General features: G+C 71.0%; 19 protein-coding genes and 1 pseudogene. 12 read left to right on the top strand and 8 right to left on the bottom strand.

The features are described 5' to 3' along the window. Position 1: 1 nt before the first annotated feature. Positions 2-1,066 carry a nucleotide kinase domain-containing protein gene (locus tag ACFVVU_RS15045; protein ID WP_387790163.1) on the top strand — a complete coding sequence of 355 codons (1,065 nt, stop codon included), beginning with the start codon at positions 2-4 and terminating at the stop codon, positions 1,064-1,066. Here the strand turns inward: ACFVVU_RS15045 and ACFVVU_RS15040 are convergent. The 4 genes from ACFVVU_RS15040 to ACFVVU_RS15025 form a co-directional block, all read right to left on the bottom strand. Beyond that, positions 1,050-1,910 (bottom strand): hypothetical protein, encoded by an 861-nt coding sequence (locus tag ACFVVU_RS15040; RefSeq protein ID WP_387790162.1) that lies wholly within the window; start codon positions 1,908-1,910, stop codon positions 1,050-1,052. The two genes, ACFVVU_RS15045 and ACFVVU_RS15040, sit on opposite strands and share 17 nt — an antisense overlap. Before the next feature lie 95 nt (positions 1,911-2,005). Next, positions 2,006-2,911 carry an ImmA/IrrE family metallo-endopeptidase gene (locus ACFVVU_RS15035; RefSeq protein ID WP_387790160.1) on the bottom strand — a complete coding sequence of 302 codons (906 nt, stop codon included), beginning with the start codon at positions 2,909-2,911 and terminating at the stop codon, positions 2,006-2,008. Positions 2,912-2,919: 8 nt separating this feature from the next. After that, positions 2,920-3,321, bottom strand: a complete 402-nt coding sequence (locus ACFVVU_RS15030; RefSeq protein ID WP_387790159.1) for a helix-turn-helix domain-containing protein — start codon at positions 3,319-3,321, stop codon at positions 2,920-2,922. Beyond that, a complete protein-coding gene (locus ACFVVU_RS15025) occupies positions 3,318-3,590 on the bottom strand; it encodes an acyl carrier protein (RefSeq protein WP_387790157.1) in 273 nt (90 codons plus the stop codon). Before ACFVVU_RS15025 ends, ACFVVU_RS15030 begins: the two co-directional genes overlap by 4 nt. Positions 3,591-3,702: 112 nt before the next feature. Between ACFVVU_RS15025 and ACFVVU_RS15020 the strand changes: the two genes are divergently transcribed. Continuing rightward, a complete protein-coding gene (locus tag ACFVVU_RS15020; RefSeq protein WP_387790155.1) occupies positions 3,703-4,587 on the top strand; it encodes a nucleoside triphosphate pyrophosphohydrolase family protein in 885 nt (294 codons plus the stop codon). 489 nt (positions 4,588-5,076) lie between these two features. Here the strand turns inward: ACFVVU_RS15020 and ACFVVU_RS15015 are convergent, their stop codons facing one another. Next, positions 5,077-5,955 (bottom strand): peptidase, encoded by an 879-nt coding sequence (locus ACFVVU_RS15015; protein ID WP_380689678.1) that lies wholly within the window; start codon positions 5,953-5,955, stop codon positions 5,077-5,079. 2 nt (positions 5,956-5,957) lie between these two features. After that, positions 5,958-7,271 carry a VWA domain-containing protein gene (locus tag ACFVVU_RS15010; RefSeq protein ID WP_355370292.1) on the bottom strand — a complete coding sequence of 438 codons (1,314 nt, stop codon included), beginning with the start codon at positions 7,269-7,271 and terminating at the stop codon, positions 5,958-5,960. Between the two features lie 293 nt (positions 7,272-7,564). Between ACFVVU_RS15010 and ACFVVU_RS15005 the strand changes: the two genes are divergently transcribed. The 4 genes and pseudogenes from ACFVVU_RS15005 to ACFVVU_RS14990 all read left to right on the top strand — a co-directional run bounded on the left by ACFVVU_RS15005 (position 7,565) and on the right by ACFVVU_RS14990 (position 12,176). Further along, complete coding sequence (locus ACFVVU_RS15005) at positions 7,565-8,077, top strand: DUF1269 domain-containing protein (protein ID WP_380689681.1); 513 nt, start codon at positions 7,565-7,567, stop codon at positions 8,075-8,077. Between the two features lie 226 nt (positions 8,078-8,303). Then, positions 8,304-8,890 (top strand): annotated as a pseudogene (locus tag ACFVVU_RS15000) (penicillin-binding transpeptidase domain-containing protein); the annotation flags it as partial. Between the two features lie 247 nt (positions 8,891-9,137). Then, complete coding sequence (locus ACFVVU_RS14995; protein WP_380685675.1) at positions 9,138-10,625, top strand: amino acid permease; 1,488 nt, start codon at positions 9,138-9,140, stop codon at positions 10,623-10,625. Between the two features lie 129 nt (positions 10,626-10,754). Continuing rightward, positions 10,755-12,176 carry a glycosyltransferase 87 family protein gene (locus ACFVVU_RS14990; protein WP_380685677.1) on the top strand — a complete coding sequence of 474 codons (1,422 nt, stop codon included), beginning with the start codon at positions 10,755-10,757 and terminating at the stop codon, positions 12,174-12,176. Between the two features lie 52 nt (positions 12,177-12,228). Here the strand turns inward: ACFVVU_RS14990 and ACFVVU_RS14985 are convergent, their stop codons facing one another. Together ACFVVU_RS14985 and ACFVVU_RS14980 are read right to left on the bottom strand one after the other, a co-directional pair. Continuing rightward, positions 12,229-13,998: a penicillin-binding transpeptidase domain-containing protein gene (locus ACFVVU_RS14985; RefSeq protein WP_387790152.1), complete on the bottom strand. Its 1,770-nt coding sequence runs from the start codon at positions 13,996-13,998 to the stop codon at positions 12,229-12,231. A gap of 196 nt (positions 13,999-14,194) precedes the next feature. Next, complete coding sequence (locus ACFVVU_RS14980) at positions 14,195-16,075, bottom strand: dolichyl-phosphate-mannose--protein mannosyltransferase (protein WP_387790150.1); 1,881 nt, start codon at positions 16,073-16,075, stop codon at positions 14,195-14,197. Positions 16,076-16,182: 107 nt separating this feature from the next. Here ACFVVU_RS14980 and rsmI point away from each other — a divergent pair, with 107 nt between their 5' ends. The 6 genes from rsmI to rsmA all read left to right on the top strand — a co-directional run bounded on the left by rsmI (position 16,183) and on the right by rsmA (position 22,059). Further along, positions 16,183-17,064 (top strand): 16S rRNA (cytidine(1402)-2'-O)-methyltransferase, encoded by an 882-nt coding sequence (gene rsmI, locus ACFVVU_RS14975; RefSeq protein ID WP_387790149.1) that lies wholly within the window; start codon positions 16,183-16,185, stop codon positions 17,062-17,064. A gap of 278 nt (positions 17,065-17,342) precedes the next feature. Further along, complete coding sequence (locus ACFVVU_RS14970; RefSeq protein WP_380685686.1) at positions 17,343-17,792, top strand: hypothetical protein; 450 nt, start codon at positions 17,343-17,345, stop codon at positions 17,790-17,792. A 127-nt stretch (positions 17,793-17,919) separates the two neighbouring features. Next, positions 17,920-19,542 carry a methionine--tRNA ligase gene (gene metG, locus ACFVVU_RS14965; RefSeq protein WP_380684019.1) on the top strand — a complete coding sequence of 541 codons (1,623 nt, stop codon included), beginning with the start codon at positions 17,920-17,922 and terminating at the stop codon, positions 19,540-19,542. A gap of 19 nt (positions 19,543-19,561) precedes the next feature. Next, the gene (locus ACFVVU_RS14960; protein WP_387790147.1) at positions 19,562-20,440 is read left to right on the top strand and encodes a TatD family hydrolase; all 879 of its coding nucleotides are present in this window, start codon (positions 19,562-19,564) and stop codon (positions 20,438-20,440) included. 70 nt (positions 20,441-20,510) lie between these two features. Further along, the gene (locus ACFVVU_RS14955; RefSeq protein WP_355370261.1) at positions 20,511-21,134 is read left to right on the top strand and encodes a Uma2 family endonuclease; all 624 of its coding nucleotides are present in this window, start codon (positions 20,511-20,513) and stop codon (positions 21,132-21,134) included. 28 nt (positions 21,135-21,162) lie between these two features. After that, complete coding sequence (gene rsmA / locus ACFVVU_RS14950; RefSeq protein WP_387790146.1) at positions 21,163-22,059, top strand: 16S rRNA (adenine(1518)-N(6)/adenine(1519)-N(6))-dimethyltransferase RsmA; 897 nt, start codon at positions 21,163-21,165, stop codon at positions 22,057-22,059. The last annotated feature ends 8 nt before the right edge of the window (positions 22,060-22,067 follow it).

Raw genomic sequence — 22,067 nt, 5'->3', positions numbered from 1 at the left:
CATGGTGACCATGCTGCAAGCCCCCTCTCGCTACAGGGTCGCGGGCGAACGAGGGAAGCGCTCTGCCGAGATCAGGGTGGCAGGGCGCAGGCTGGTGCCGACGCCAGTGTTCGACACCTACTGGCGTTTCGCCGCTGCGCGCCAACAGGTCTACCTGGCGAGACTGGGTGCGGTGGTCACGGCGCCGAAGGATCCAGTGCTTGCGCAGCATCGGTTCACGAACTGCTTCCGCGCGTCGGACCGGGTGAGCCAGTTCCTGATCGGACAGGTGTCCTATCGCGGTGGCCAGGAGTGGAAGGATGTCTTCTTCAGGACGCTGCTGTTCAAGATGTTCAACAAGGTCTCCACATGGGAGCTGCTGGAAAAGCATCTGGGGCAGGTCGCGTGGGACGAGTGGGACTTCCGTACGGCCGATCGTGTCCTGTCACGCGCGTTCGCCGCAGGTGAGAGGCTGTACTCGGCCGCGTACATCACGCCACCGCCGGCGCTGGGCGAGCAGCGTAAACACAGCAACCACTTGCGTCTGCTGGAGTTGATGATGCGGGAGAGGGCACCAGAGCGTGTGCAGACTGCGGCGTCGATGCGCGAAGCGTACGAGGTGCTGCTGAGCTTTCCGGCGCTCGGGCCGTTCCTGGCTTACCAGTACCTGATCGACCTGAACTACTCATCGGGTCTGACGTTCTCGGAGATGGACTTCGTGATGCCGGGGCCGGGGGCGCGGGATGGCATCCGGAAGTGCTTCGGCGTGGTGGCAGGTGGCATCGAGGCGGAGGTAATCCGCTACATGGCTGACAATCAGGATGAGCATTTCGCGAGACTAGGTCTGGAGTTCGGAGGCCTTCGGGGGCGGCCTTTGCAACTGATTGACTGTCAGAACCTCTTCTGCGAGGTCGACAAGTATGCGCGTGTCATCCATCCGGAGATCGAGGGCATCAGCGGGCGCAGCCGGATCAAGCAGCTGTATCGAGCGGACGCGGCACCGTTGACGGCTTGGTTCCCGCCGAAGTGGGGTATCAACGACAAGCTCGATGGAGGTGCCGCCACAGCTGTCAGAACAGCCGGTTGATCTGGCTGATCATCGGACGGATGAGGCTGATGCCTTTCTCGATCTGTGCGTGTCCGGCTGTGACGGTGAGCGTGCCGTGGGCGAGGCCCGTCTGCTCGGCCAGATACGACTGGAGTCGCCCGAGGCCAAGGTAGTTGCCGTAGGCGCGTTCGAGCATGTAGTGGCTGCGGTAGTGCGCGGTCATGTGAAGCGTGCGGGTGCGGTCGATCTGGAAAGAGCAGTGGCTCAGGCAGGGGAAGCCTCGGACGAGGTTATCCGTGCCGGCTGCATGCACTGGCACGGGGATGCTTGTGGCCTCGGGTCCCGTCTCCTGCTCCTCAGGCGTGGTGGGTAGTTCCTCCTCGGCGTCGGAAGGGTGGGCGATATCGAGCTCGTATGCCGCGCTGAGCGGTCCTGTACGGGCAGCCTGGGATGTCAGTCTGTCGATGAGGGTGTTCAGTTGGTCGACGGACCCCTTGGCGCCGGGGTAGGCGACGATGCGGCCGAAGTATGTGCCGAAACGGTTGCCGGCGTCCATGCTCCGCAACTGCGGATACATCGCTCGATAGCGCTCTGCAAGTGACCGCGGGTCCTTGCTCGTAGCTGCGAGACGGTACGGGAAGACAGTGTTGGCGACCGTCTCAACTGGGTGGGAGCACTTCAGGTGGGACCTGACCCGGTCGAGTTCGCGCCGGAACTCGGCATCGTCCGCCGCGGCGTTCGTGATGCGGACGACGGTGTGGAACGCCTCCGGAGCGCGGCCGCGCGCCACTGTTGGCCGTTCCTTGGCCGACAGGTCCATGGCCCGACACGCGGCAGCCCAAGCGCTTGTGGTGGTGGCCTCGCTGACGATGAACGTATGCATCCTGGCTCCTGGTCGACAACATCATTGGCTGTGGCGCGGGTGGAGCGGGACCGGAACCCAGTGGGGCGCCGGGCAGAACACGTGTGCTGAGGGGTTCAGGACTGCCAGGCCCTGCTGTCGCCTTGGCGAGGCTTGTCGAGCAGCACTGTCACGGTAAAGGGCTCAGGGGAGCCTGGGAGGGCCAGCGTCCACGGGGTAGGTTCGGACAGGCTTTCGGTGACGAGGGCAGCAGGCATCTCATTGCGGGAGGGGCTGCGGCCCAGTTCGGTGGCGGACGGACCGCGGAGCAGTTCCAAGCCGGTGGTCGGCACACTATCGGGCACGGCGCCGGCCACTCCGACGATGAGCACGTCGCCAGCAGCGGCGCGCAGGGTGCTGCCATGCGCTGCTGGGCCGAGCGCGTGGACATGGCCGTTGCCGCGCGGCTTATGGTCGGACAACTGTTTTCGCAGCTGGTGGGGTTGAACCTTTAGCCATGCGTCCACTTGATGTGGCGAGGCCAGCCGGAGATGCCGGAGATGCCGCGCAGTGCCAGTGTAGGAAGTGCCCAGCCAGCGGGCGACACGATAGACATCTACCGGACTTCGCGGGCGCAGTACGCCCGAGCGTTCCAGCGCCGCGAGGACGGCTGGCCGCGGCATCAGGAACCAAGCGGCAAAGGCCTCGGCGACCTTCTCCTCCTCGGGCCAGGCGCCATTGCCCCATTGCCGCGCCCGGTCCAACTCTTTATCAGCGGAGGTGCCGTGGTTCATGACGTGGTGGCCGAGTTCATGCGCGGCGGTGTGCCGTTGCTGGATGATGTCGAGGCTGGCGTTCAGAAGGACGGCGGGCCCGTTGTCCTTCGGGGAGAAGTAGACTCCAAACAGCGTGGGCATAGGCCTAGCCAGGGCCTCGATCCCGAAGTCATGTAGCGCGGCGAATACGTCGATGTACTCGCTTCGGTCTAGACCCAGGTCCTCATGGGCGTGGACTGAGGCGATGGCGGCGATCTTGTGCGCCACGTCCCAAGTCATCCGGCCGTCCCGGGGCTGTCGGTGTCCTCGCGCTCGGCGGCACGTTTGAAGGCGAGGTAGCGCGCGTAGTTGGCGACCTCCTCAAGATCCTTCCCCGTCAGATCGACTAGAGCGCGAGGGATGCCTGCAGCCGCGAGTTCGGCTGCATCCGCGTCGGCTTCATCTGACAGGAAGTAGGTCACGGGAAGCCTATAGAGCTTGGCCAGCTTCTTGAGCTCAAGGCTGTCGACTCGGCGTACGGCACGTTCGATGTCGCTGACCGCCGACCGGGGAATGCCAGTGGCGTCGCTGACATACTGCTGGGAGAGTCCCAAGTAGTCCCGGGTGAAGCGCAGGCGCTCGGCCAGCTGCTCGAGTTCGGGGTCTCGGGATTTTCCGGGCTCTGAAGTTGTGTTCACTGCTGTTGACCTTCCTTGATCGCGTTCAGGATCGTGCGGGCGAACGAGTAGACGGATCGCGTCGACCGCGCTGCCTCAGCATCTGCTGGCACTCTGACACCGAACGTGCGTTCGATGCGAGTAAGGATCTCCACCACCAGCAGCGAGTCGACGGGAAGCTCTTGGCCGGCCTCCTCCAGTTCGGCGCGAAGTGCTGCCGGATCGCAGTCCTGCAGTTCGGCAAGGAACTCCACGACGATCGCGACGATGTCTTCGAGCGACGGCTCCATCGCGTTCAGGACTCACTCCCAGATTCGTCTGTTTTCCCGACGGTGCTGTTCTAGGATACGACACTGCAGGGTTTGGCGACAGCCTCGACGGAAAACCCCTCAAGGAGGACGCATGGACATCAGCGCCTACCAGAAGGTCGCGGTCAAGACCCTTCAGCAGCCAGTCGACGGCGTCGACCCTGCGGTCGTCTGCCTGCTGGGGCTCACTGGTGAAGTTGGATCCCTGACGGCGGCCTACAAGAAGCACCTGCGTGATGGGCCTGGCCTTGGTACCGGCAAGCAACTTCTGCGGGAGGAGATGGGGGACATCCTCTGGTACCTCGGTGCGCTGGCTCACTGTTTCGATCTCGATCTCGGGGACATCGCCGCAGCCAGTCTGGAGAAGACCAAGGATCGCTGGCTCACTACGCCCAGCGGCGAACGGGAGGTGCTCGATGCTGGCCATCTGGACGCCGAGCGGCTCCCCAGGCAGGCTTCCCTCGTGTTCTCGCTGCAGGCGCGGGAGTCGGATGGTCGTGAGACTGCTGTTCTCACCTACGAGGGGGATCCCTGTGGGGATCCGCTGACGGATGCCTCGCACGTTGATGACGACTATCGTTTTCATGATGCCTTTCATCTCGCCTATGCTGCAGTCCTCGGCTGGTCTCCTGTCACTCGCTTCCTGCTGAAGCGCAAGCGCCGCAGCGACGCGCGAACCGATGAGGCCGAGGACGGGGGTCGCGCCATTGCCATCGAGGAGGGCATCTCTGCCTTGGTGTTCTCGTATGCGGCTCAGCACGGCTTCTTCGAGCAGATCGACCGAGTGGACAACGAGCTTCTGCGCACCATTCAGGGCATGACGGCGCACTTGGAAGTTGGCGCCCATCGCGCCGCCGACTGGGAGAAGGCCATCCTGACTGGCTATAGCGTCTGGCGGCAGTTGCGGAAGGAGGGCGGCGGCGTTATCGACCTGGACCTGGACCAGCAGTCCATGACAGTCCGAGCGCCCTCGGCCTGAGCCTCTACGCTCGCTCATCGCAGTGATGACAGGTGGCCGTGGTGATCGTCGGTAACATGCGGAGCGGGAGCAGGTGGGGCCTTGGGTATCGGCATCAGTCGTTCTGCCGGCGGATGCTGTTGAGTTCCTCGCCGTACGGGAGGTGCAGGTCAGGCCATCGATCATTTTGCGCGGAGCGGAAGCGCCAGGTCGGCATGCCGAAGATCTCATGACGTGCTCATGTAACTTCGGGAAGCGATCATCGCCATCGTGGGAAGCGTAGGTGATGGATCGGCCAAAGTTGCAGGTCATCCCTACTCGTGAACGGCCCACCCAACGGAAGTCCCGCCCGATCGGTTGATCGGGCGGGACTTCTGCGTTGTGGGGGCGCGTCGGCCGACGGGGGGTCAGCCGGGGCGCTCCGGGGGTGGTGTGAGGCGGATCACCCGCGGGAACGGCCGAGGGCCGGACCGGAGCGGTGCTCCGGGCCGGCCCTCGGGGTCGGACGGGTCAGGGCCGGCCGGAGTCCGCGTACGGGCCGGGCTGCGGGGCCCCGGACTGCGGCGGGACCGCGCCGTAGCCGGACGGACGGCGGCCGCGCGGGTGCCGGGTGAGGGTGTAGCCCGCGACGCCCGCCAGGGCGGCCAGGGCGCCGCCGGCGAGGGTCCAGAACCAGCGGCTGTTCCAGCCGGAGAACCAGCCGGTGTACCAGTGCTCCTCGGGCTCCTCCGGGGCCGCCGCCTTGGCGGTCGCGGCGCCGCCGCCGGCCGGGGGGACCAGCGGGGCCTTGAGCTCGCCGCCCTCCGGCTGGGCGTTGTCGGCGTCACCCTTGGCGGCCACGTGCAGCTGCACCGAGGCGGCCAGACCGAGGTCGGGCTGCGGGGCGTCGGCGACCGAGAGCCGGACGTAGTAGCTGCCCGGCAGCGGGTCGCCGGACCACGGCTCGGCCCAGGAGCGGACCTCGCGCAGGGTGCAGCTGAGCGCCAGCGAGGTGGTGGCCTGCTCGGCGGTCGCGTTCTGGGTGCCGTCGGTGCAGGCCTGCCGGCGGCGCAGGCCGTCGAACACCTCGACGCTCCAGCTCTGCGGGCCGTGCCGGTCGGCGGGCGGGGCGAGGGTGACCGTCAGGTCCACCTTGGCGGTCTGGCCCTCGGCGGCGCCGAAGGCCCAGTACAGGTAGTCGCCGGTGGAGACCGGGACCGCGGCGTCCTGGCCGGGGGCCAGGTTGACGGCGGTCAGGAAGGAGGTGCCGGCCTTGTTGGCGGGGGCCGGGCGGCCGCTCGCGTCGGCGCTGGGCGAGGGCGAGGCGGCCGAGGCGGCCGGGGCCGTCAGGGCGAGCGCCGGGAGCAGGGTCAGCGCGGCCGCGGCGGTGCGGAGGAAGGTCGTACGCATGGTCAGTTCTCCTGCCAGACAGCGATGCGCCAGCGGGCGATCCAGCCGAACAGCAGGCCGGTCACCAGGCCGGCCAGGGTGAGCACGAGCAGCAGGATCCAGCCGCGGCCCAGGCCCATCGCCGGGCCGTCCGGGGCGGGGGAGGCCGCGGTCAGGTCGACCGTCAGCTCCAGCGGCAGGCCGGGGTCGGCCGCGACGCCGGCCTGCGGGGCCAGCGAGTTGGAGACCACCAGGCAGACGGTGGTCTCCGGCTTGCCGCTCGGCGAGGCGGAGGCGGTGGCGGTGGCGTAGCCCTTGGAGTCGTCGGCGGACCAGCGCAGTCCGGTGGAGACGACGTCGGTGCGGCCGCTGCCGGCGTCGGTGCCGCGGACCAGCTCCTGGCCGGCGGTGCTGGTGGCCTGCAGCAGGACGCCGTAGTCACGGGCCACCGCGCGGTCCAGGGAGACGCTGACCGAGGCGCGCAGCTCCTGGCCGGCCTTGACCGGGACCCGGTAGACGCGGTGCTCGGAGAACTTCTCGCGGTCGCTGTAGACGCCGGGGGTGAGGACCGGCGCGGACTCGCACTTGTCGGTGCCGGCGGTTTTGACGGGGGCGACCGCGTAGGTGTCGTTGGAGCGGTCGACCAGCTGCTTCACCTTCTCGGTGAGCTGCTCCTGGGTGCGCACGTCGGTGTAGGTGCCGCCGGTGGCGTTGGCGATGCAGAGCAGCTGCTGGCGGGTCTTGTCGTCGTGCGCCAGGCCCAGGGTGTCGACCACCAGGTGGATGCCCTGGGAGGCGAGCTCGCGGGCGACGTCGCACGGGTCGGGCGGGGTGCAGGTGTCCTCGCCGTCGGTGATCAGCACCACCCGGCGGGTGGTCTCGCCCTTGCCGAGGTCCTCGGCCGCGCCGCGCAGGGCCAGGCCGATCGGGGTGTAGCCGGTCGGCCGCAGGGTGGCGACGGCGGTCTTCGCCTCGGTCTTGTTGGTCTTCCCGACCGGGAAGAGCTGCTTGGTGTCCAGGCAGCCCTGGGTCTTGTCGGTACCGGGGTAGTTGGCGCCCAGCGTGCGGATCCCGAACTCGGTCTCCGACGGCAGGGCGTCGATGACGTCGTTCAGGGACTGCTGGGCCACCGAGATCCGGGTCTTGCCCTGGATGTCGGCCTCGCGCATGGAGCCGCTGACATCCAGGACGAGGTCGACCCGGGGGGCCTCCTTGCCGGCCGCGCCGGCTGATGGTTCGTCGGCATGGGCGGGCAGGCCGCTGAGCAGCGCCCCGCCCGCTATCGTCAGGGCGGCCAGCAGGCTGCCGAGCCTGGCCTTCGGTCGTCGTCCGTTCATCACCCGCCCGATCCTAGGGATCATCAGTTCGCCGTGGCCAACGCGCGATGGTGCGCGAAGGGGCCGGATCCGGCGTGAACTCGCGGGCGCCGGTGGGGGATCGGTGCGCGGGTGCTCCGGGGTGCGCCGGTCGTGCGGTGCGGTGGTGACGGATCCTCGGGCAATACGGGACACACCGGGTGAAAAGTCGATTGATAGGGATTTCCTCGTTAGGGTGACGAGGGGGCGAGGGCGCCGTCGTACCGGCGCGCCCGTCCCGGCCGGCACGTCAGCTTCAGGGGAAGGACCCGTACGTGAGCAACCTCTTCGCGATCGCCTATCCGGATCTGGCCACCGCCCAGGCGGTGCGCAACGAGGCGGTGGGTCTGCAGAAGCAGCGGCTGATCGAGCTGGAGGACGCGGTCGTCGTCGAGCGCCGCGAGGACGGCAGGATCAAGCTGCACCAGCAGGTCAGCACCACCGGGGCCGGGGCCGCCTCGGGCGCCGTCTGGGGCGGGGTGATCGGTCTGCTGTTCTTCATGCCGATCCTCGGCGCGGCGGTCGGCGGCGCGGCCGGGGCCGCGGTCGGCGCCACCACCGACATCGGGGTGGACGACGACTTCATGCGCCAGGTCGGGCAGCACCTCCAGCCGGGCACCGCCGCGGTGTTCCTGCTGGTCCGCACCGCCACCGCGGACAAGGTCGTCCCGGCGCTGGCCCGTTACGGCGGCCGGATCATCCAGACCTCGCTCTCCGCCGAGGCCGAGGCCGAGCTGAAGGCCACCGTCGAGGCCTCCCGGGCGCAGGCCGCCCCGGCGTCCGCCTGACCCGGGGCCGAGCCGCTCGACCGTCCGATCCGTTCCACCCGTTCCACCGTCTGATTCGCTCCTCCGTCTGACTCCCGGATCCCGCCGGAACAGCCGCTCACACCGGGGCGGACGGGCCCACTGCCCGTCCGCCCCGGTCGTCATCCCGGCGCGTCCCGCAGCCCCGACTCCCTGGACGGCCCGTGGCGACACCCCCCGCCGTGACGAGCGCCGCCGGCCGCAGCGGATGGCCGCGACGGCGGAGGCCTTCGGTTTCAACGACGCCGGGCTGGACATCCCGGTGCGGGCGGCCCGCTCCGTCTTCGACACCCGGATGGACGAGTCCCAGCTGGCGCTCTCCTCGATCGGCCAGTTCGACACCGCGGCCACCCGCTGGTGATGGCGATGGTCGCGGCCGGGGTGGCGGACAACGGCACCGTGATGCGTCCACAGCTTGTGGACAGACTGACCAGGAGCGACGGCACCACCGTCCAGCTGACGCGGCCCGCGGTGTACCGGCAGGCGATGGGCCCGGGCACCGCCGCACAGGTGCGGCGGCTGATGACCGACGTGGTGGAGCGGGGCACCGGGGGCGCCGCCCGGATCGCCGACGCGGTGGTCGGCGGGAAGACCGGCACCGCCCAGCACGGGGTGGACAACACCGGAACGCCGTACGCCTGGTTCGTCTCCTGGGCCGCCCCGGCCGGCTCGACCGCGGTGCCGCCGGCGGCGGTCGCCGTGGTGATCGCGGACAGTGACGCGACCGATGTGACGGGCGGCGCCCTCGCCGCCCCCGTGGCCCGTGCGGTGATGCAGGCGGTACTGGCCGGGTGAGCCCCTTACCGGCTGCCCCGACCTGCGGGTCTAGCCGCTCGCCGGGAGATCCGCCGTCTGCGAAGTGTCCGGTTTGTGCCTGCCGGTGCGACGCTTCGTACAATGCGCGCGACGGGACTGTTCGTTTGCGACACTGGTGTTTTCGCGGTGTACTGCCCATCTTTGTTCGGTTGGTCCCCGATGACACCTTTCGGCGCGTCGGGTGACCGGCCGCTCGAACCCTCCACCGCCCAGAAAGACCCCCGTTTTGGCCAGCAACACGCTCGGCGCGCGCCTTCTGCGGCGCAAGCCCGTCATCACCCTGATCGCCGAGAGCGAGGGCCGCGAGGGCCTGCCCGCCGGTGCGCCCGAGGAGGGCGGACGTTCCGGCATCCACCTGCGCCGCTCGATCGGGCTCTGGCAGCTGTCCGCGATCGGCATCGGCGCCACCATCGGCACCGGCATCTTCTTCGTGCTGAACAGCGCCGTGCCGTCGGCCGGGCCGGCCGTCATCCTGTCCTTCGTGATCGCCGCGGTCACCGCCGGCCTCACCGCGCTCTGCTACGCCGAGATGGCCTCCGCCATCCCGGTCTCCGGCTCCTCCTACTCCTACGCCTACGCCACCCTCGGCGAGGGCGTCGCCTTCGCGGTCGGCATCTGCCTGCTGATGGAGTACGGCGTCTCGGCCTCGGCGATCGCGGTCAGCTGGGCCGAGTACCTCAACAAGTTCTTCGACCTGGCCTTCGGCTTCAAGCTCCCGGAAGTGATCTCCGGCGCGCCCGACCAGACCCACTGGTTCAACCTGCCGGCGCTGCTGCTGGTCGCCATGGTCTGCTTCCTGCTGATCCGCGGCGTCAGCGAGTCGGTGAAGGTCAACGCGGCCATGGTGGCCATCAAGCTGCTGATCCTGCTGCTCTTCATCTGTGTCGGCCTGACCGGCTTCCACTCCGGCAACCTGACCCCGTTCATGCCGCTGGGCATCGGCGGCGTGCAGGTCGCGGCCTCCACCATCTTCTTCTCCTTCATCGGGCTGGACGCCGTCTCCACGGCCGGCGAGGAGGTCAAGAACCCCCGCCGCACCCTGCCGCTGGCGATCATGATCTCGCTGGTGGTGGTCACCCTGCTGTACATCCTGGTGGCCCTGGCCGGCGTCGGCGCCCAACCCTGGCAGAAGTTCAAGGGCCAGGAGGCCGGCCTCGCCCAGATCCTCCAGGACATCACCGGCCAGAGCTGGCCGGCCATGCTCTTCGCGATCGGTGCGATCGTCTCGATCTTCTCGATCACCCTGGTGGTCATCTACGGGCAGACCCGCATCCTGTACTCGATGGGCCGCGACGGCATGCTGCCCAAGCGCTTCGCGGAGCTCTCGCCGCGCACCGGCACCCCGGTCTGGAACACCATCGTGGTCGGCCTCGGCGTCGGCGCCCTGGCCGCCTTCGTCCCGCTGCGGGTGCTGGCCGACATCACCAGCCTGGGCACCCTGATCGCCTTCTCGGTGGTGGCGATCGGCGTGATCGTGCTGCGCCGCACCCAGCCCGACCTGCCGCGCGGCTTCAAGGTGCCGGGCTACCCGGTCGTCCCGCTGATCAGCGTCGCCTTCTGCGCCTACCTGATCAAGGGCCTGCACGCGGACACCTTCAAGGCGGGAGGGATCGCCCTGGCGCTCGCGGTGGCGGTCTACTTCGGTTACAGCGTCAAGCACTCCAAGCTGGAGCGGGCGGAGCAGCCGACGGAGAACGGGAGCACGGTCGGCTGAGCCGGCGGTGCGCCGCCGACGGGGCCGGCAGGGGGTGGACTGCTCCCCCCGCCGGCCCCGTCCGGGTCGGCGGACACTCCCGTCCCCGAGATGGCGACAGCGCACCGCCCCCGGCCCTAACCTTCCACCATGGTGAGCACCCGCACGCCCGGCCATTCCCGCCCGCGCGGCCGCTTCACCGGCCGGGGCGCGACCCCGACGACGCCCGCCCCGACCGTTCCCCCGGCCTCCTCCGCCCGGCGCGGCCGCCTGCGCGGCGGCCCGGCCCGCCGCTCGTTCCCCCACCAGCGCGGCGGGAGCGGCCCGCCGGCCCTGCCCGATCGGCTGAACCGGCCCGGCCTCGTCGCCCACCGCGGCTTCCAGCTGCTCGGCTGTCTGGTCGCCACCGCCTGGGCGGCCGGCTTCCCGCTCGTCTCCGACCTGCCCAACCAGCGCCTGTGGGGCACCCTCGCGGCCCCCGGCTACCTGCTCGCCGGGCTGCTCTGCCTCGTCCTGCCGCGTCGCTTCGCCGCCCGGGCCGGGGCGACGGCCGCTCTGCTGGGCGCCGTACTGGTGCCGCTGGTGCTGCTCGTGCTGCAGGGCCGCCACCAGTCCGAGGTGATGGTGGTCGAGCGCTCCGCGCACCTGCTGTTCACCACCGGCAGCCCGTACCTGCCGCATCCGGTGACGGTCACCGACTACAACCCGTACCTGCCGGCGATGTCGCTGTTCGGGGTGCCGCACGCGCTGCTCGGCGAGGGCAGCGCCGCCGCCCGGCTGGCCGGGGACGCCCGGATCTGGTTCGCGTTGGCCTTCGTCGCCTGTCTGCTGGCGAGCTGGCGGCTGCTGCGGCCCACCAGGGACCACGCGCCGCTGCTGCCGCTGACCGTGCTCACCGCCTCGCCGCTGGTCGCGCTGGCACTGGTCGGCGGCGGGGTGGACCTGCCGCTGATCGGGCTCTGCTGCCTGGCGATGGCGCTCGCCGAGCGGGACCGGACCATCGCCGCCGGGCTGGTGCTGGCGCTGGCCGGGACCCTGAAGTGGACGGTCTGGCCGGCGCTGCCGGTGGCAGTCCTGCTGCTCTGGCGGCTCTACGGGCGCCGGCCCGCCGCCCGGGCCGGGCTGACCGCGCTCGGCGCGGCGTCCGCCGTCATGGTGCCGTACGTGCTGGCGCGGGCCGAGGAGCTGCGCGAGCAGGTGGTGCGCTTCCCGCTCGGGCTGACCGCGATCCAGACGCCGGCCGGCAGTCCGCTGCCCGGCAAGGTGCTGGCCGGGTTCGGGCCCAGCGGGCACATCGCCTCACTGGTGCTGCTGACCGTCGGCGGGCTGGGGGTGACGGTCTGGCTGCTGGCCCGGCCGCCGGTCTCCGCGATCGCCGGCGCCGATCTGCTGGCCGGCGGGCTGGCGATCGCCTTCATGCTGGCGCCGGCCGGGCGGTTCGGCTACCTGGCGCTGCCGGCCGTCCTGGTGATCTGGCCCCGGCTGGCCGCCCGGCGGTGGAGCGCCCGCCCGTCCGTCCCGTCGGCCTGCCTGCTGGCACAGGGCGGGCCCGCCCTGCCGACGACGCGGTAGGACGGGCCCGGGTGGCTGCCGAGGGGTGGTCGCCGAGGTTCGGCGAAGGGCGTCAGCGGTTGCCGGCGGCCTTGATGATCGAGGCGACGGCGGGACCGGCGGCGTCCACGCCGTGGCCGCCGCCCTCGACCTCGGCGGCGACCGCGAGGTTGCCCCGGTAGGCGGTGAACCAGCTGTTGGTGGTGGCGATGCCGGTGGCCTCGGCGGAGCCGGTCTTGGCGCCCGCGTTGTCGGAGATCCCGGCCATCACGCCCTGGGCGGTGCCGCCCGTGGCGGTGGCGGCCATCATCTGGCGCAGCTTGCCGGCGACGTCGGGGGTCATGTCCCGGGCGGCCTTCTGCTGCGGCAGCTCGGCGACCAGGATCGGCTGCTTGAAGCTGCCGCTCTGCACGGTGGCCGTGATCGAGGCGATGGCCAGCGGGTTCATCTGGACCTTGCCCTGGCCGATGGACTGCATGGCCTGCTCGTCCTTGTTGGTGCCGGCGTCCGGCACCACGGCGTCGAAGCTGGGCAGGCCGGTCTGCCAGTTCAGGCCGATGCCGTAGACGTCCTTGGCGGTGGTGGTCAGCGCGCCCGGCTTGAGGCTGGTCAGGCCCTGGTCGATGAAGGCCGTGTTGCAGGAGATCATGAAGTCCTGCTGGAGCGTGTTGTTCGGGTACGCGTCGGGGAACGAGTTCGGGATCTTCTTCGGGTTGCTGCTCAGGGTCGGGCAGGGCACCGGGGTGTCCGGGTTGACCCCGGCCTCCAGCAGGGCGGTGGAGGTGAGGATCTTCAGCGTGGAGCCCGGGGCGAGCTGGCCCTGGAAGGCCCGGTTCAGACCGGTGACCGGGGCGTTGGCGAAGGCCAGGACCTGGCCGGTGCTCGGCTCGATGGCGACGATCGAGCCCTTCTTGCCGCCCAGGTCGGTCATCGCCTTCTCGGCGGCGGCCTGCAGGTTGGCGTCGATGGTCAGCTTGAAGGGCTTCGGGGGCTTGGGGTCGACGATGGTGAACAGCCGGTCCGGGGTGCTGTTCTGGTCGGCCGCGTTGGTGATCACCACACCGGTGCCGTTGTCGCTCTGGTCCTTGTTCTGGTCCGCGAGCAGCTTGGCGACCTTGGCCTGCACGGTGGCGACCAGCGGGGTGATCGAGGGGCTGTTCAGCGCCTTGTTGTTGCGGTCCACCACGTTGCCGGCCAGCGGGGGCAGCGGCTGGACGGAGATCGTCTCGCCCGCGCCCAGGTGCGGGTGGATCACCGACGGCGCCCAGTGCACGGCCGGGGTGTCGTCGCTCATCTTCACGACACCGAGGAAGCCGTTGTAGTCCCAGACCCGGTTGGTGCCCTCGAACTCGGCGCGGGCCTTGAAGCCCATCAGCACCCCGGTCGGGGCGGCGGAGGCGGTCGGGGACGCGGAGTCGGTGGCGGTCGGGTCGCCCGGGGTGGCCGGGGCGGTGGCGGGGGCCGTGGTCCTGGCGGGGGAGGGGGTGCCGGTGGCCGAGGCGAAGGCCGCCGGGGTGGCCGGGCCGGCGGGCGCCAGGGTGAGGCCGCTCGGCTTCACCTGGTCGCGGAACGCGCTCAGCGCGGTGGTCGCGGCGGCCGGGTCGTCGGTCAGCGCGGCCGCCTTGGCGAGGTCACCGGCCGCCCAGGCCTCCAGGAAGTCCTTGGCCCCGGCCGCGGCCTGCTCGGCGCTCGGGGGTTCGGCGACCACCGTGCGTGGCTCCTTGGCGGCGGGCTCGCCCTTGTCGTCCGAGCCGCCGACGAGGCTGTACGCCCCGTAGCCGCCGGCGGCGAGCATGGCGACGGCCACGCCGGTGATGATGCCGGTCTTCGCGCCATTGCGCATGGTGATGTTCCCCCAAGGGTCAGGCGATCGGCCGCAGCCGGAGGTGGCCGGATGCGCGTTCGGAGCCCAGCCTAGGCAGCCGGATTCCGCGCACCGACGAAGGGACCGGGTGTTGTGACGGTTCTGGTACGTGTCGCGTACCACTTCGGTACCCTTCGCCGCCCGGCCGCCGTCTCCGCGCGGCGGCCGGACGCCGTCAGATCCAGGTGTTGAACCACATCCGGCGGCGCCAGTCCTCCATCGGGATCGTCTCGCCGGTGTACAGGGGGTGGAAGAACAGGAAGTTCCACATGATCAGCAGGACCACCAGGCCGGCCGCCGCAGAGCCGATGATCCGGCGGTCCCGGGACGCCCCGGCGGGTCCGATCAGCGCTCCCACCAGCATCGTCACGGCGAGCACCAGGAACGGCACGAAGCAGACCGCGTAGAAGAGGAAGATCGTCCGCTGCTGGTAGGCGAACCAGGGCAGGTAGCCGGCGGCCAGGCCGCAGAGCACCGCGCCGGCCCGCCAGTCGCGCCGGGCCGCCCACCGCCACAGGCAGTAGACCAGGGCGATCACGCCGGTCCACCAGAGCAGCGGGGTGCCGATGCCCAGCACCTCGCGGGCGCACTCGTTCACCGTGCAGCCGGCCGTCCCCTGCTTCGGGGACTCGTAGAAGAAGGACACCGGCCGGCCCAGCACCAGCCAGCTCCACGGGTTCGACTGGTAGGTGTGCGGGTCGCTCAGGTGGGTGTGGAAGTCGTAGACCGTCGAGTGGTAGTGCCAGAGCGAGCGCAGGCCCTCGGGGATCCACGGGTAGTCGGTGGAGCGGCCGACCGCCCAGTCGCGGCCGTAGCCGCCCTGGTTCGGCACGTTGCTGCTGGCGAACCAGCCCCACCAGGAGGTGACGTAGACGACCACCGAGGTCACCACGATCGAGACGAAGGCGGGCACCGCGTCCCGGACCAGTGTCCACAGGTAGGGGCGGTCGGCACCGGCCAGCCGGCGCGAGCCCACGTCCCACAGCACGGTCATCAGGCCGAAGGCGGCCGCCACGTACAGGCCGCTCCACTTGGTCGCGCAGGTCAGGCCGACGCAGACGCCGGCCGCGATCCGGTACGGGCGCCAGCCCAGGTTCATCCGGCGGGCGAGCGCCGCGTCCGGCCCGCCGTCACCGTGCGCCGCGAGACGGGCGGCGATCCGGGCCCGGGTGTGGTCGCGGTCCAGCAGCAGGCAGCCGAAGGCGGCGAGGATCCAGAACATCACCACCAGGTCCAGCAGCGCGGACCGGCTCATCACGAAGTGCAGGCCGTCCACCGCGAGCAGCAGGCCCGCCACGCAGCCCAGCAGGGTCGAGCGGAAGAGCCGGCGGGCGATCCGGGCCACCATCAGCACCGAGAGGGTGCCGAGCAGGGCCACCGCGAACCGCCAGCCGAAGGGGTTCATCCCGAAGATCTGGATGCCGGCGCCGATGATCCACTTGCCGACCGGCGGGTGCACCACGTACGAGGGGTTCGGCCGGTACGGGACCGGGTCGCCCGCCATGATGTGGTCGTTGGCGCCCTCCGGCCAGCTGATCTCGTAGCCGCCGTGCCAGAGCGCGTAGGCGTCCTTGGCGTAGTAGGTCTCGTCGAAGATGATCGCGTCCGGCGAGCCGAGGTTGTCGAACCGCAGCGCGCCGGCGAACAGGGCCACCGCGAGCGGGCCGAGCCAGCCGGACCAGCGCACCAGCCAGGACCACAGCGGCGCCGGCAGGGACAGGCCCAGGCGGAGCAGCAGGGGGGAGGGCGGCACCCGCTTCGGGGTGACGCCCCGGCCGTCCGGCATCGGCGGGACCAGGCGTTCGGCCAGGGGGGCGGCGGGCGGTGGCGAGTAGCCGAAGCGGCCCAGGCCGCGCAGCCAGGCGGGGCGGGGCGGCGCCGGTATGGAGCCGTCGGCGCCCTCGCCGTCGGGGCCGCCGGGGCCGCCGTCGTCGTCCGGGTCCCGGGGGCCGGGCAGAGCGGGCGACGGCTGGTCCGTCAGGACCGGCACGCCGACGTCACCCCGCGCGGTGTGGTCTGTACCAGTGGGCGTCTGCGCCGCCGTGTCGCCGTTCATCCGCCACATCGTAGGGGCGCGGGACGAGCCTGCGGAGGGCCCCTCCGCAGGCTGCCCGAATCGTCACCAAAAGCGCCCGGCCGCCGGTTGCTGGAAGGATGGGGCCCGTGACAGGAGTACTGGTACTGGCAGGCACCCCCATCGGCGACGTCTCGGACGCCCCGCCCCGGCTGCTCACCGAGCTGGCCACCGCGGACGTGATCGCGGCCGAGGACACCCGGCGGCTGCGCCGGCTCACCCAGGCGCTCGGGGTGACCCCGACCGGGCGGGTGGTCTCCTACTTCGAGGGCAACGAGGTCGGACGCACCCCCGAACTCGTCGAGGCGCTGCTCGGCGGCGCCCGGGTGCTGCTGGTGACCGACGCCGGGATGCCGTCCGTCTCCGACCCCGGCTACCGGCTGGTGGCGGCAGCCGTCGCCGCCGACGTCAAGGTGACCGCGGTGCCCGGGCCGTCCGCGGTGCTGACGGCGCTGGCGCTGTCCGGGCTGCCGGTCGACCGGTTCACCTTCGAGGGCTTCCTGCCGCGCAAGAGCGGCGACCGGGCCCGGCAGCTGGCCTCGATCGCCGCCGAGCCCCGCACCATGGTCTTCTTCGAGGCCCCGCACCGGATCGCCGAGGCGCTCACCGCGATGTCCGAGGCGTTCGGCGCCGAGCGGCCCGCCGCCGTCTGCCGCGAGCTGACCAAGACCTACGAGGAGGTCCGGCGCGGGCCGATCGGCGAACTCGCGGCCTGGGCGGCCGAGGGCGTCAAGGGCGAGATCACCGTGGTCGTGGCGGGCGCGCCGCCGGCCGCGCCGCAGGAGCTGACGCCGGCCGAGCTGGCCCGGCTGGTGGCCGTCCGGGAGGAGGCCGGAGAGCGCCGCAAGGAGGCCATCGCGGCGGTCGCGTCCGAACTGTCGTTGCCCAAGCGGGAGGTCTTCGACGCGGTCGTGGCGGCCAAGAACGCGGCTGCGGCAGGCTCCGGGCGTACGGTCGGTGAACCGTCCTGAACTGACCGCGACAAGCCGCTGAGCTGCGAGTACGTACCGTTCGTGGGCGATGTGCCGCAGCGCGTGCGGGCGCGTACCGTGGGGAGAAGGCCCCGGGCGAACACCCGTCGGGCCGAAGCTTCGGTCGAGGTTCCCGGACAGGACCCACCCTTTCGTATAGGGATTCCCAATCTGCCTCCAAGTCTTCACAAGAGGGGCATCGCCCGGAGCGTTCCGGGCATTTCCTGGGATGGAAAGACCCAGCCGGGCGAGCGCCCGGCGGGCGCTGGGAGACGGCTATGAGCGAGACGATCGGTAGCCCCCGCGGTGGCAACGCCCTGAGCGACCCCGGCCCGAGCGGCACCGGCCCGAACGGCCGGACGCAGACTCCCGTCGAGACCGTCCGGGAGGCCTACTCCTTCGCGTGCCTGAGCTGCGGGTACGGCTGGGAGCAGGCGTACGACATCGAGCACCACGTGGCCCGGGACGGGCACGTCGTCTTCGAGTACCACGCCAACGGGGTCCGGGTGCCGTCGCCGCTGCTCAAGCCGACCTGCCCGGGCTGCGGCGGCCACACCGTCCGGATCATGCGCGAGGGCCGGGTCGGCGTCGCGGACCAGTCGTGGCAGCACGCCCCCGGGTTCGCGGCCCACGCCGAGCCGGCCGGGGCGCCCGGGACGGGCCGGCCGGTGCGGCCCGCCCCGACGGGCGGGCGCTGGGCGCGGTTCTGGGCGCGGCTGCGCGGCTGACGAGGCGGCGGCGGGCCCCGGCGGGGAAGCGGAGGCCCGCCGACGAGGAGGCGGAGGGCCGGTGGCCGCAGGGCCACCGGCCCTCGCCGTGCGGGGGCCCGCGCGGGCCCGACTAAGCTTGCGGACCATGGCCGCCACTGCAGAGCACCACAGCACCAGCGGGGGCACCACCCCCGCGTACTACGTCACCACCCCGATCTACTACGTCAACGACCGCCCCCACCTCGGCCACGCGTACACCACCGTGGCGGGCGACGTGCTGACCCGCTGGCACCGCCAGCGCGGCGAGAAGGTGTGGTACCTGACCGGCACCGACGAGCACGGTCAGAAGATCCTGCGCACCGCCGAGGCCAACGGCGTCACCCCGCAGGAGTGGTGCGACAAGCTGGTCGAGGAGGCCTGGAAGCCGCTCTGGCAGCACCTGGAGATCGCCAACGACGACTTCGTCCGCACCACCCAGGAGCGGCACACCGCCCGGGTGCAGGAGTTCGTCCAGGACCTGTACGACAAGGGCGAGATCTACAAGGGCGGCTACTCCGGCCCGTACTGCGTCGGCTGCGAGGAGTACAAGCTCCCCGCCGAACTGCTCGACGGCGCCACCGAGGGCGAGAAGCTCTGCCCCATCCACAAGAAGCCGGTCGAGTGGCTGGAGGAGGAGAACTACTTCTTCCGCCTCTCCGCGTACGGCCCGAAGCTGCTGGAGTTCTACGCCGAGAACCCCGGCTTCATCGCCCCTGAGTCGGCCCGCAACGAGGTGCTGCGCTTCGTCGAGCAGGGGCTGCAGGACCTCTCCATCTCCCGCTCCACCTTCAACTGGGGCGTCCCGCTGCCCTGGGACGAGAAGCACGTGCTCTACGTGTGGGTGGACGCGCTGCAGAACTACATCACCGCGGCCGGCTACGGCGCCGACCCGGAGCGCTTCGCCGAGCTGTGGCCGGCCTCGGTGCACCTCGTCGGCAAGGACATCCTGCGCTTCCACGCGGTGATCTGGCCCGCGATGCTGATGGCCGCCGGCCTGCCGCTGCCGAAGCGGGTCGTCGCCAACGGCTGGCTGATGGTCGGCGGCGAGAAGATGTCCAAGTCCAACCTGACCGGCATCGCGCCCACCGACCTGACCTCGCACTTCGGCGTGGACGCCTACCGCTACTACTTCCTGCGGGCGATCCCGTTCGGCACCGACGGCTCGTTCTCCTGGGAGGACTTCACCGCCCGGTACACCTCCGAGCTGGCCAACGACTTCGGCAACCTCGCCTCCCGGCTGGCGGCCATGGTCGGCAAGTACTTCGACGGCGTGCTGCCGGCCGCGGCGGCGCCGGGCGAGGCCGAGCGGGCCGTCGCCGAGGGCCTCGCGGCGGCCGTCGCGACCGCCGACCGGAAGATCGGCGAGGAGCTGGACTTCGCGGGCGGGCTCGCGGCCGTCTTCGACTTCGTCAAGCAGGTCAACGGCTACCTCACCGAGCAGGAGCCGTGGAAGGTCGCCAAGGACGACTCGGCCGAGGGTCGGGACCGGCTGGCCACCATCCTCTACACCGCCGCCGAGTCGCTGCGGGCCACCGCGGTGCTGCTCAACCCGGTGATGCCGACCACCGCCGAGAAGCTCTGGGCCTCGCTCGGCGCCGCCGAGGGGCTGGGGTCGCTTGCCGGGCAGACCGTCGCCGGGGCCGCGGTGTGGGGCCGGCTGCCCGCCGGTGCCACCGTCACCAAGGGCGAGATCCTGTTCCCCCGTCTCGAGGAGAAGCCGGCCTCCTGAGGCCGGTGAAGGACGACTGATGCCGAAGAAGGACGACGACCGGTCCACCCCGCCGCCGCTGCCCGCCCCGCTGGCGGTGGCGGTCGCCGACTCGCACACCCATCTGGACATGCAGTCCGGCACCCCCGAGGAGGGCCTGGCCAAGGCCGCCTCGGTCGGGGTGACCACCGTCGTCCAGGTCGGCTGCGACGTGCCGGGCTCGCGCTGGGCCGCCGAACTGGCGGCCCGGTTCGAGCAGGTGCACGCCGCCGTAGCCCTGCACCCCAACGAGGCGCCGCGGATCTTCCTCGGCGACCCCGACGGCTGGCCGGGGCAGCTGCGGGAGCCCGGCGGGCAGGCCGCGCTCGACGCGGCGCTGGCCGAGATCGACGCGCTCGCGGCGCTGCCGCAGGTCCGCGCGGTCGGCGAGACCGGTCTCGACTACTTCCGCACCGGGCCGGAGGGCGTGGAGATCCAGAAGGAGTCGTTCCGGCGCCACATCGCGATGGCCAAGCGGCACGGCAAGGCCCTGGTGATCCACGACCGGGACGCCCACGAGGACGTCATCGCCGTCCTGCTGGAGGAGGGCGCCCCCGAGCGGACCGTCTTCCACTGCTACTCCGGCGACGCCGAGATGGCCAAGGTCTGCGCCGAGCACGGCTGGTACCTCTCCTTCGCCGGCCCGGTCACCTTCAAGGCCAACCAGCCGCTGCGCGACGCCCTGACCGCCACCCCGCTCGACCGGATCCTGGTCGAGACCGACGCCCCCTTCCTCACCCCCCACCCGTACCGCGGCCGCCCCAACGCCCCCTACCTCATCCCGGTCACGGTCCGCTCGATGGCCGACACCCTGGGCCTGTCGGAGGACGAGCTCGCCGGGGCCGTCGCGGAGAACACGGCGCGGGCGTTCGGGTACTGATCCGATCGAACGAATGTCGGGTTGCGGCGGAACGATTCGGCACTCGTGGCGGCTTTCTAGGCTGGTTAGCATGAGTGCAGTGAGGGAGGTGGCCATGACCGCCATGCCGATCGACGGACCCGTCGAGGATCATCACGACTCGTCGCACCCGCTGTCCCAACTGCGGACGTACGAGCAGGTCAAGAACCTCGACCTGCCGTTCGATTGGGATCTTGTGGACGGAGTCATCGTGGTCCGGGGGCAGACGAATCAGTGGCACGACCAGGTGCGGGACGAGCTGTACTCGGCACTGCGCAGTGCGCGGGTCACGCCTTACGCGGCGAACGTCGAGCGCTGCGTGCTGCTGGACGAGGACAACACGACCAAGCCGGATGTCGTGGTGTTCGACAAGACCGGCATCGATGTCTTCGAGCTGGAGTGCCTCCCGCCCGAGGCCGTGGTGCTCACCGTGGAGGTCGTCTCGCACGGGACCCGGGCCAACGACCGCTTCCGCAAGCCCGGGCAGTACGCCGACAAGGGCATCCCGTACTACTGGCGGGTCGAGCGCGGCATCGACGACCTGCCGATCGTCCACGAGTTCCACCGGGACGAGGAGAAGGGCGTCTACCTGCCCGTCGCCCAGCACGAGGGCGTGCTGCGCACCACCGTCCCCTACCCCGTGGAGATCGACCTCGCGGCGGTCGTCGAGCTGTGAGGGGGCCGCGCGCCCGTATCCTTGGCGGGTGAGCAGCACCGACCCCACCTCTGACAGCCGCCCCCAGCCTTCGGCCGGGGGGACCCCCTTGCTCGGCGGCGCGGACATCCGGGCGCTGGCGGACGCGTTCGGCGTGAAGCCGACCAAGCAGCGCGGGCAGAACTTCGTCATCGACGGCAACACCGTGCGGCGGATCGTCCGGGCCGCGGAGGTGACCGGCGAGGACGCGGTGGTCGAGGTCGGGCCCGGGCTCGGGTCGCTGACGCTCGCGCTGCTGGAGGTCGCCCGGCACGTCACCGCGGTGGAGATCGACCCGGTGCTGGCCCGGCACCTGCCCGACACCGTCGCCGCCCGGATGCCCGGGAAGGCCGAGGCGTTCGACCTGGTGTTCAGCGACGCCATGCTGGTCACCGAGCTGCCCGGCCCCGCGCCGACCGCGCTGGTCGCCAACCTGCCGTACAACGTGGCCGTGCCGGTGCTGCTGCACATGCTCGCCACCTTCCCCAGCATCGAGCGCACCCTGGTCATGGTGCAGAGCGAGGTCGCCGACCGGCTCGCCGCCAAGCCCGGCAACAAGGTGTACGGCGTCCCCTCGGTCAAGGCCAACTGGTACGCCGACGTGAAGCGGGCCGGGGCCATCGGCCGCAACGTCTTCTGGCCCGCCCCCAACGTCGACTCCGGGCTGGTCTCGCTGGTCCGCCGCGATCCGCCGAGCACCACCGCGAGCCGCGAGGAGGTGTTCGCGGTCGTCGACGCCGCGTTCGCCCAGCGCCGCAAGACCCTGCGGGCCGCGCTGACCGGCTGGGCCGGCTCCGCCGCCGGGGCCGAGCAGGCGCTCGCCGCCGCCGGCATCGACCACAAGCTGCGCGGTGAGATGCTCACCGTCGAGCAGTTCGCCGCCATCGCCGAACACAAGCCGGAGTAGGGGAAGGA

Origin of the sequence: Kitasatospora sp. NPDC057965 (assembly GCF_042887135.1) — a bacterium.
Classification (GTDB): domain Bacteria; phylum Actinomycetota; class Actinomycetes; order Streptomycetales; family Streptomycetaceae; genus Kitasatospora.
This window is presented reverse-complemented; position numbering and strand designations above follow the sequence as displayed.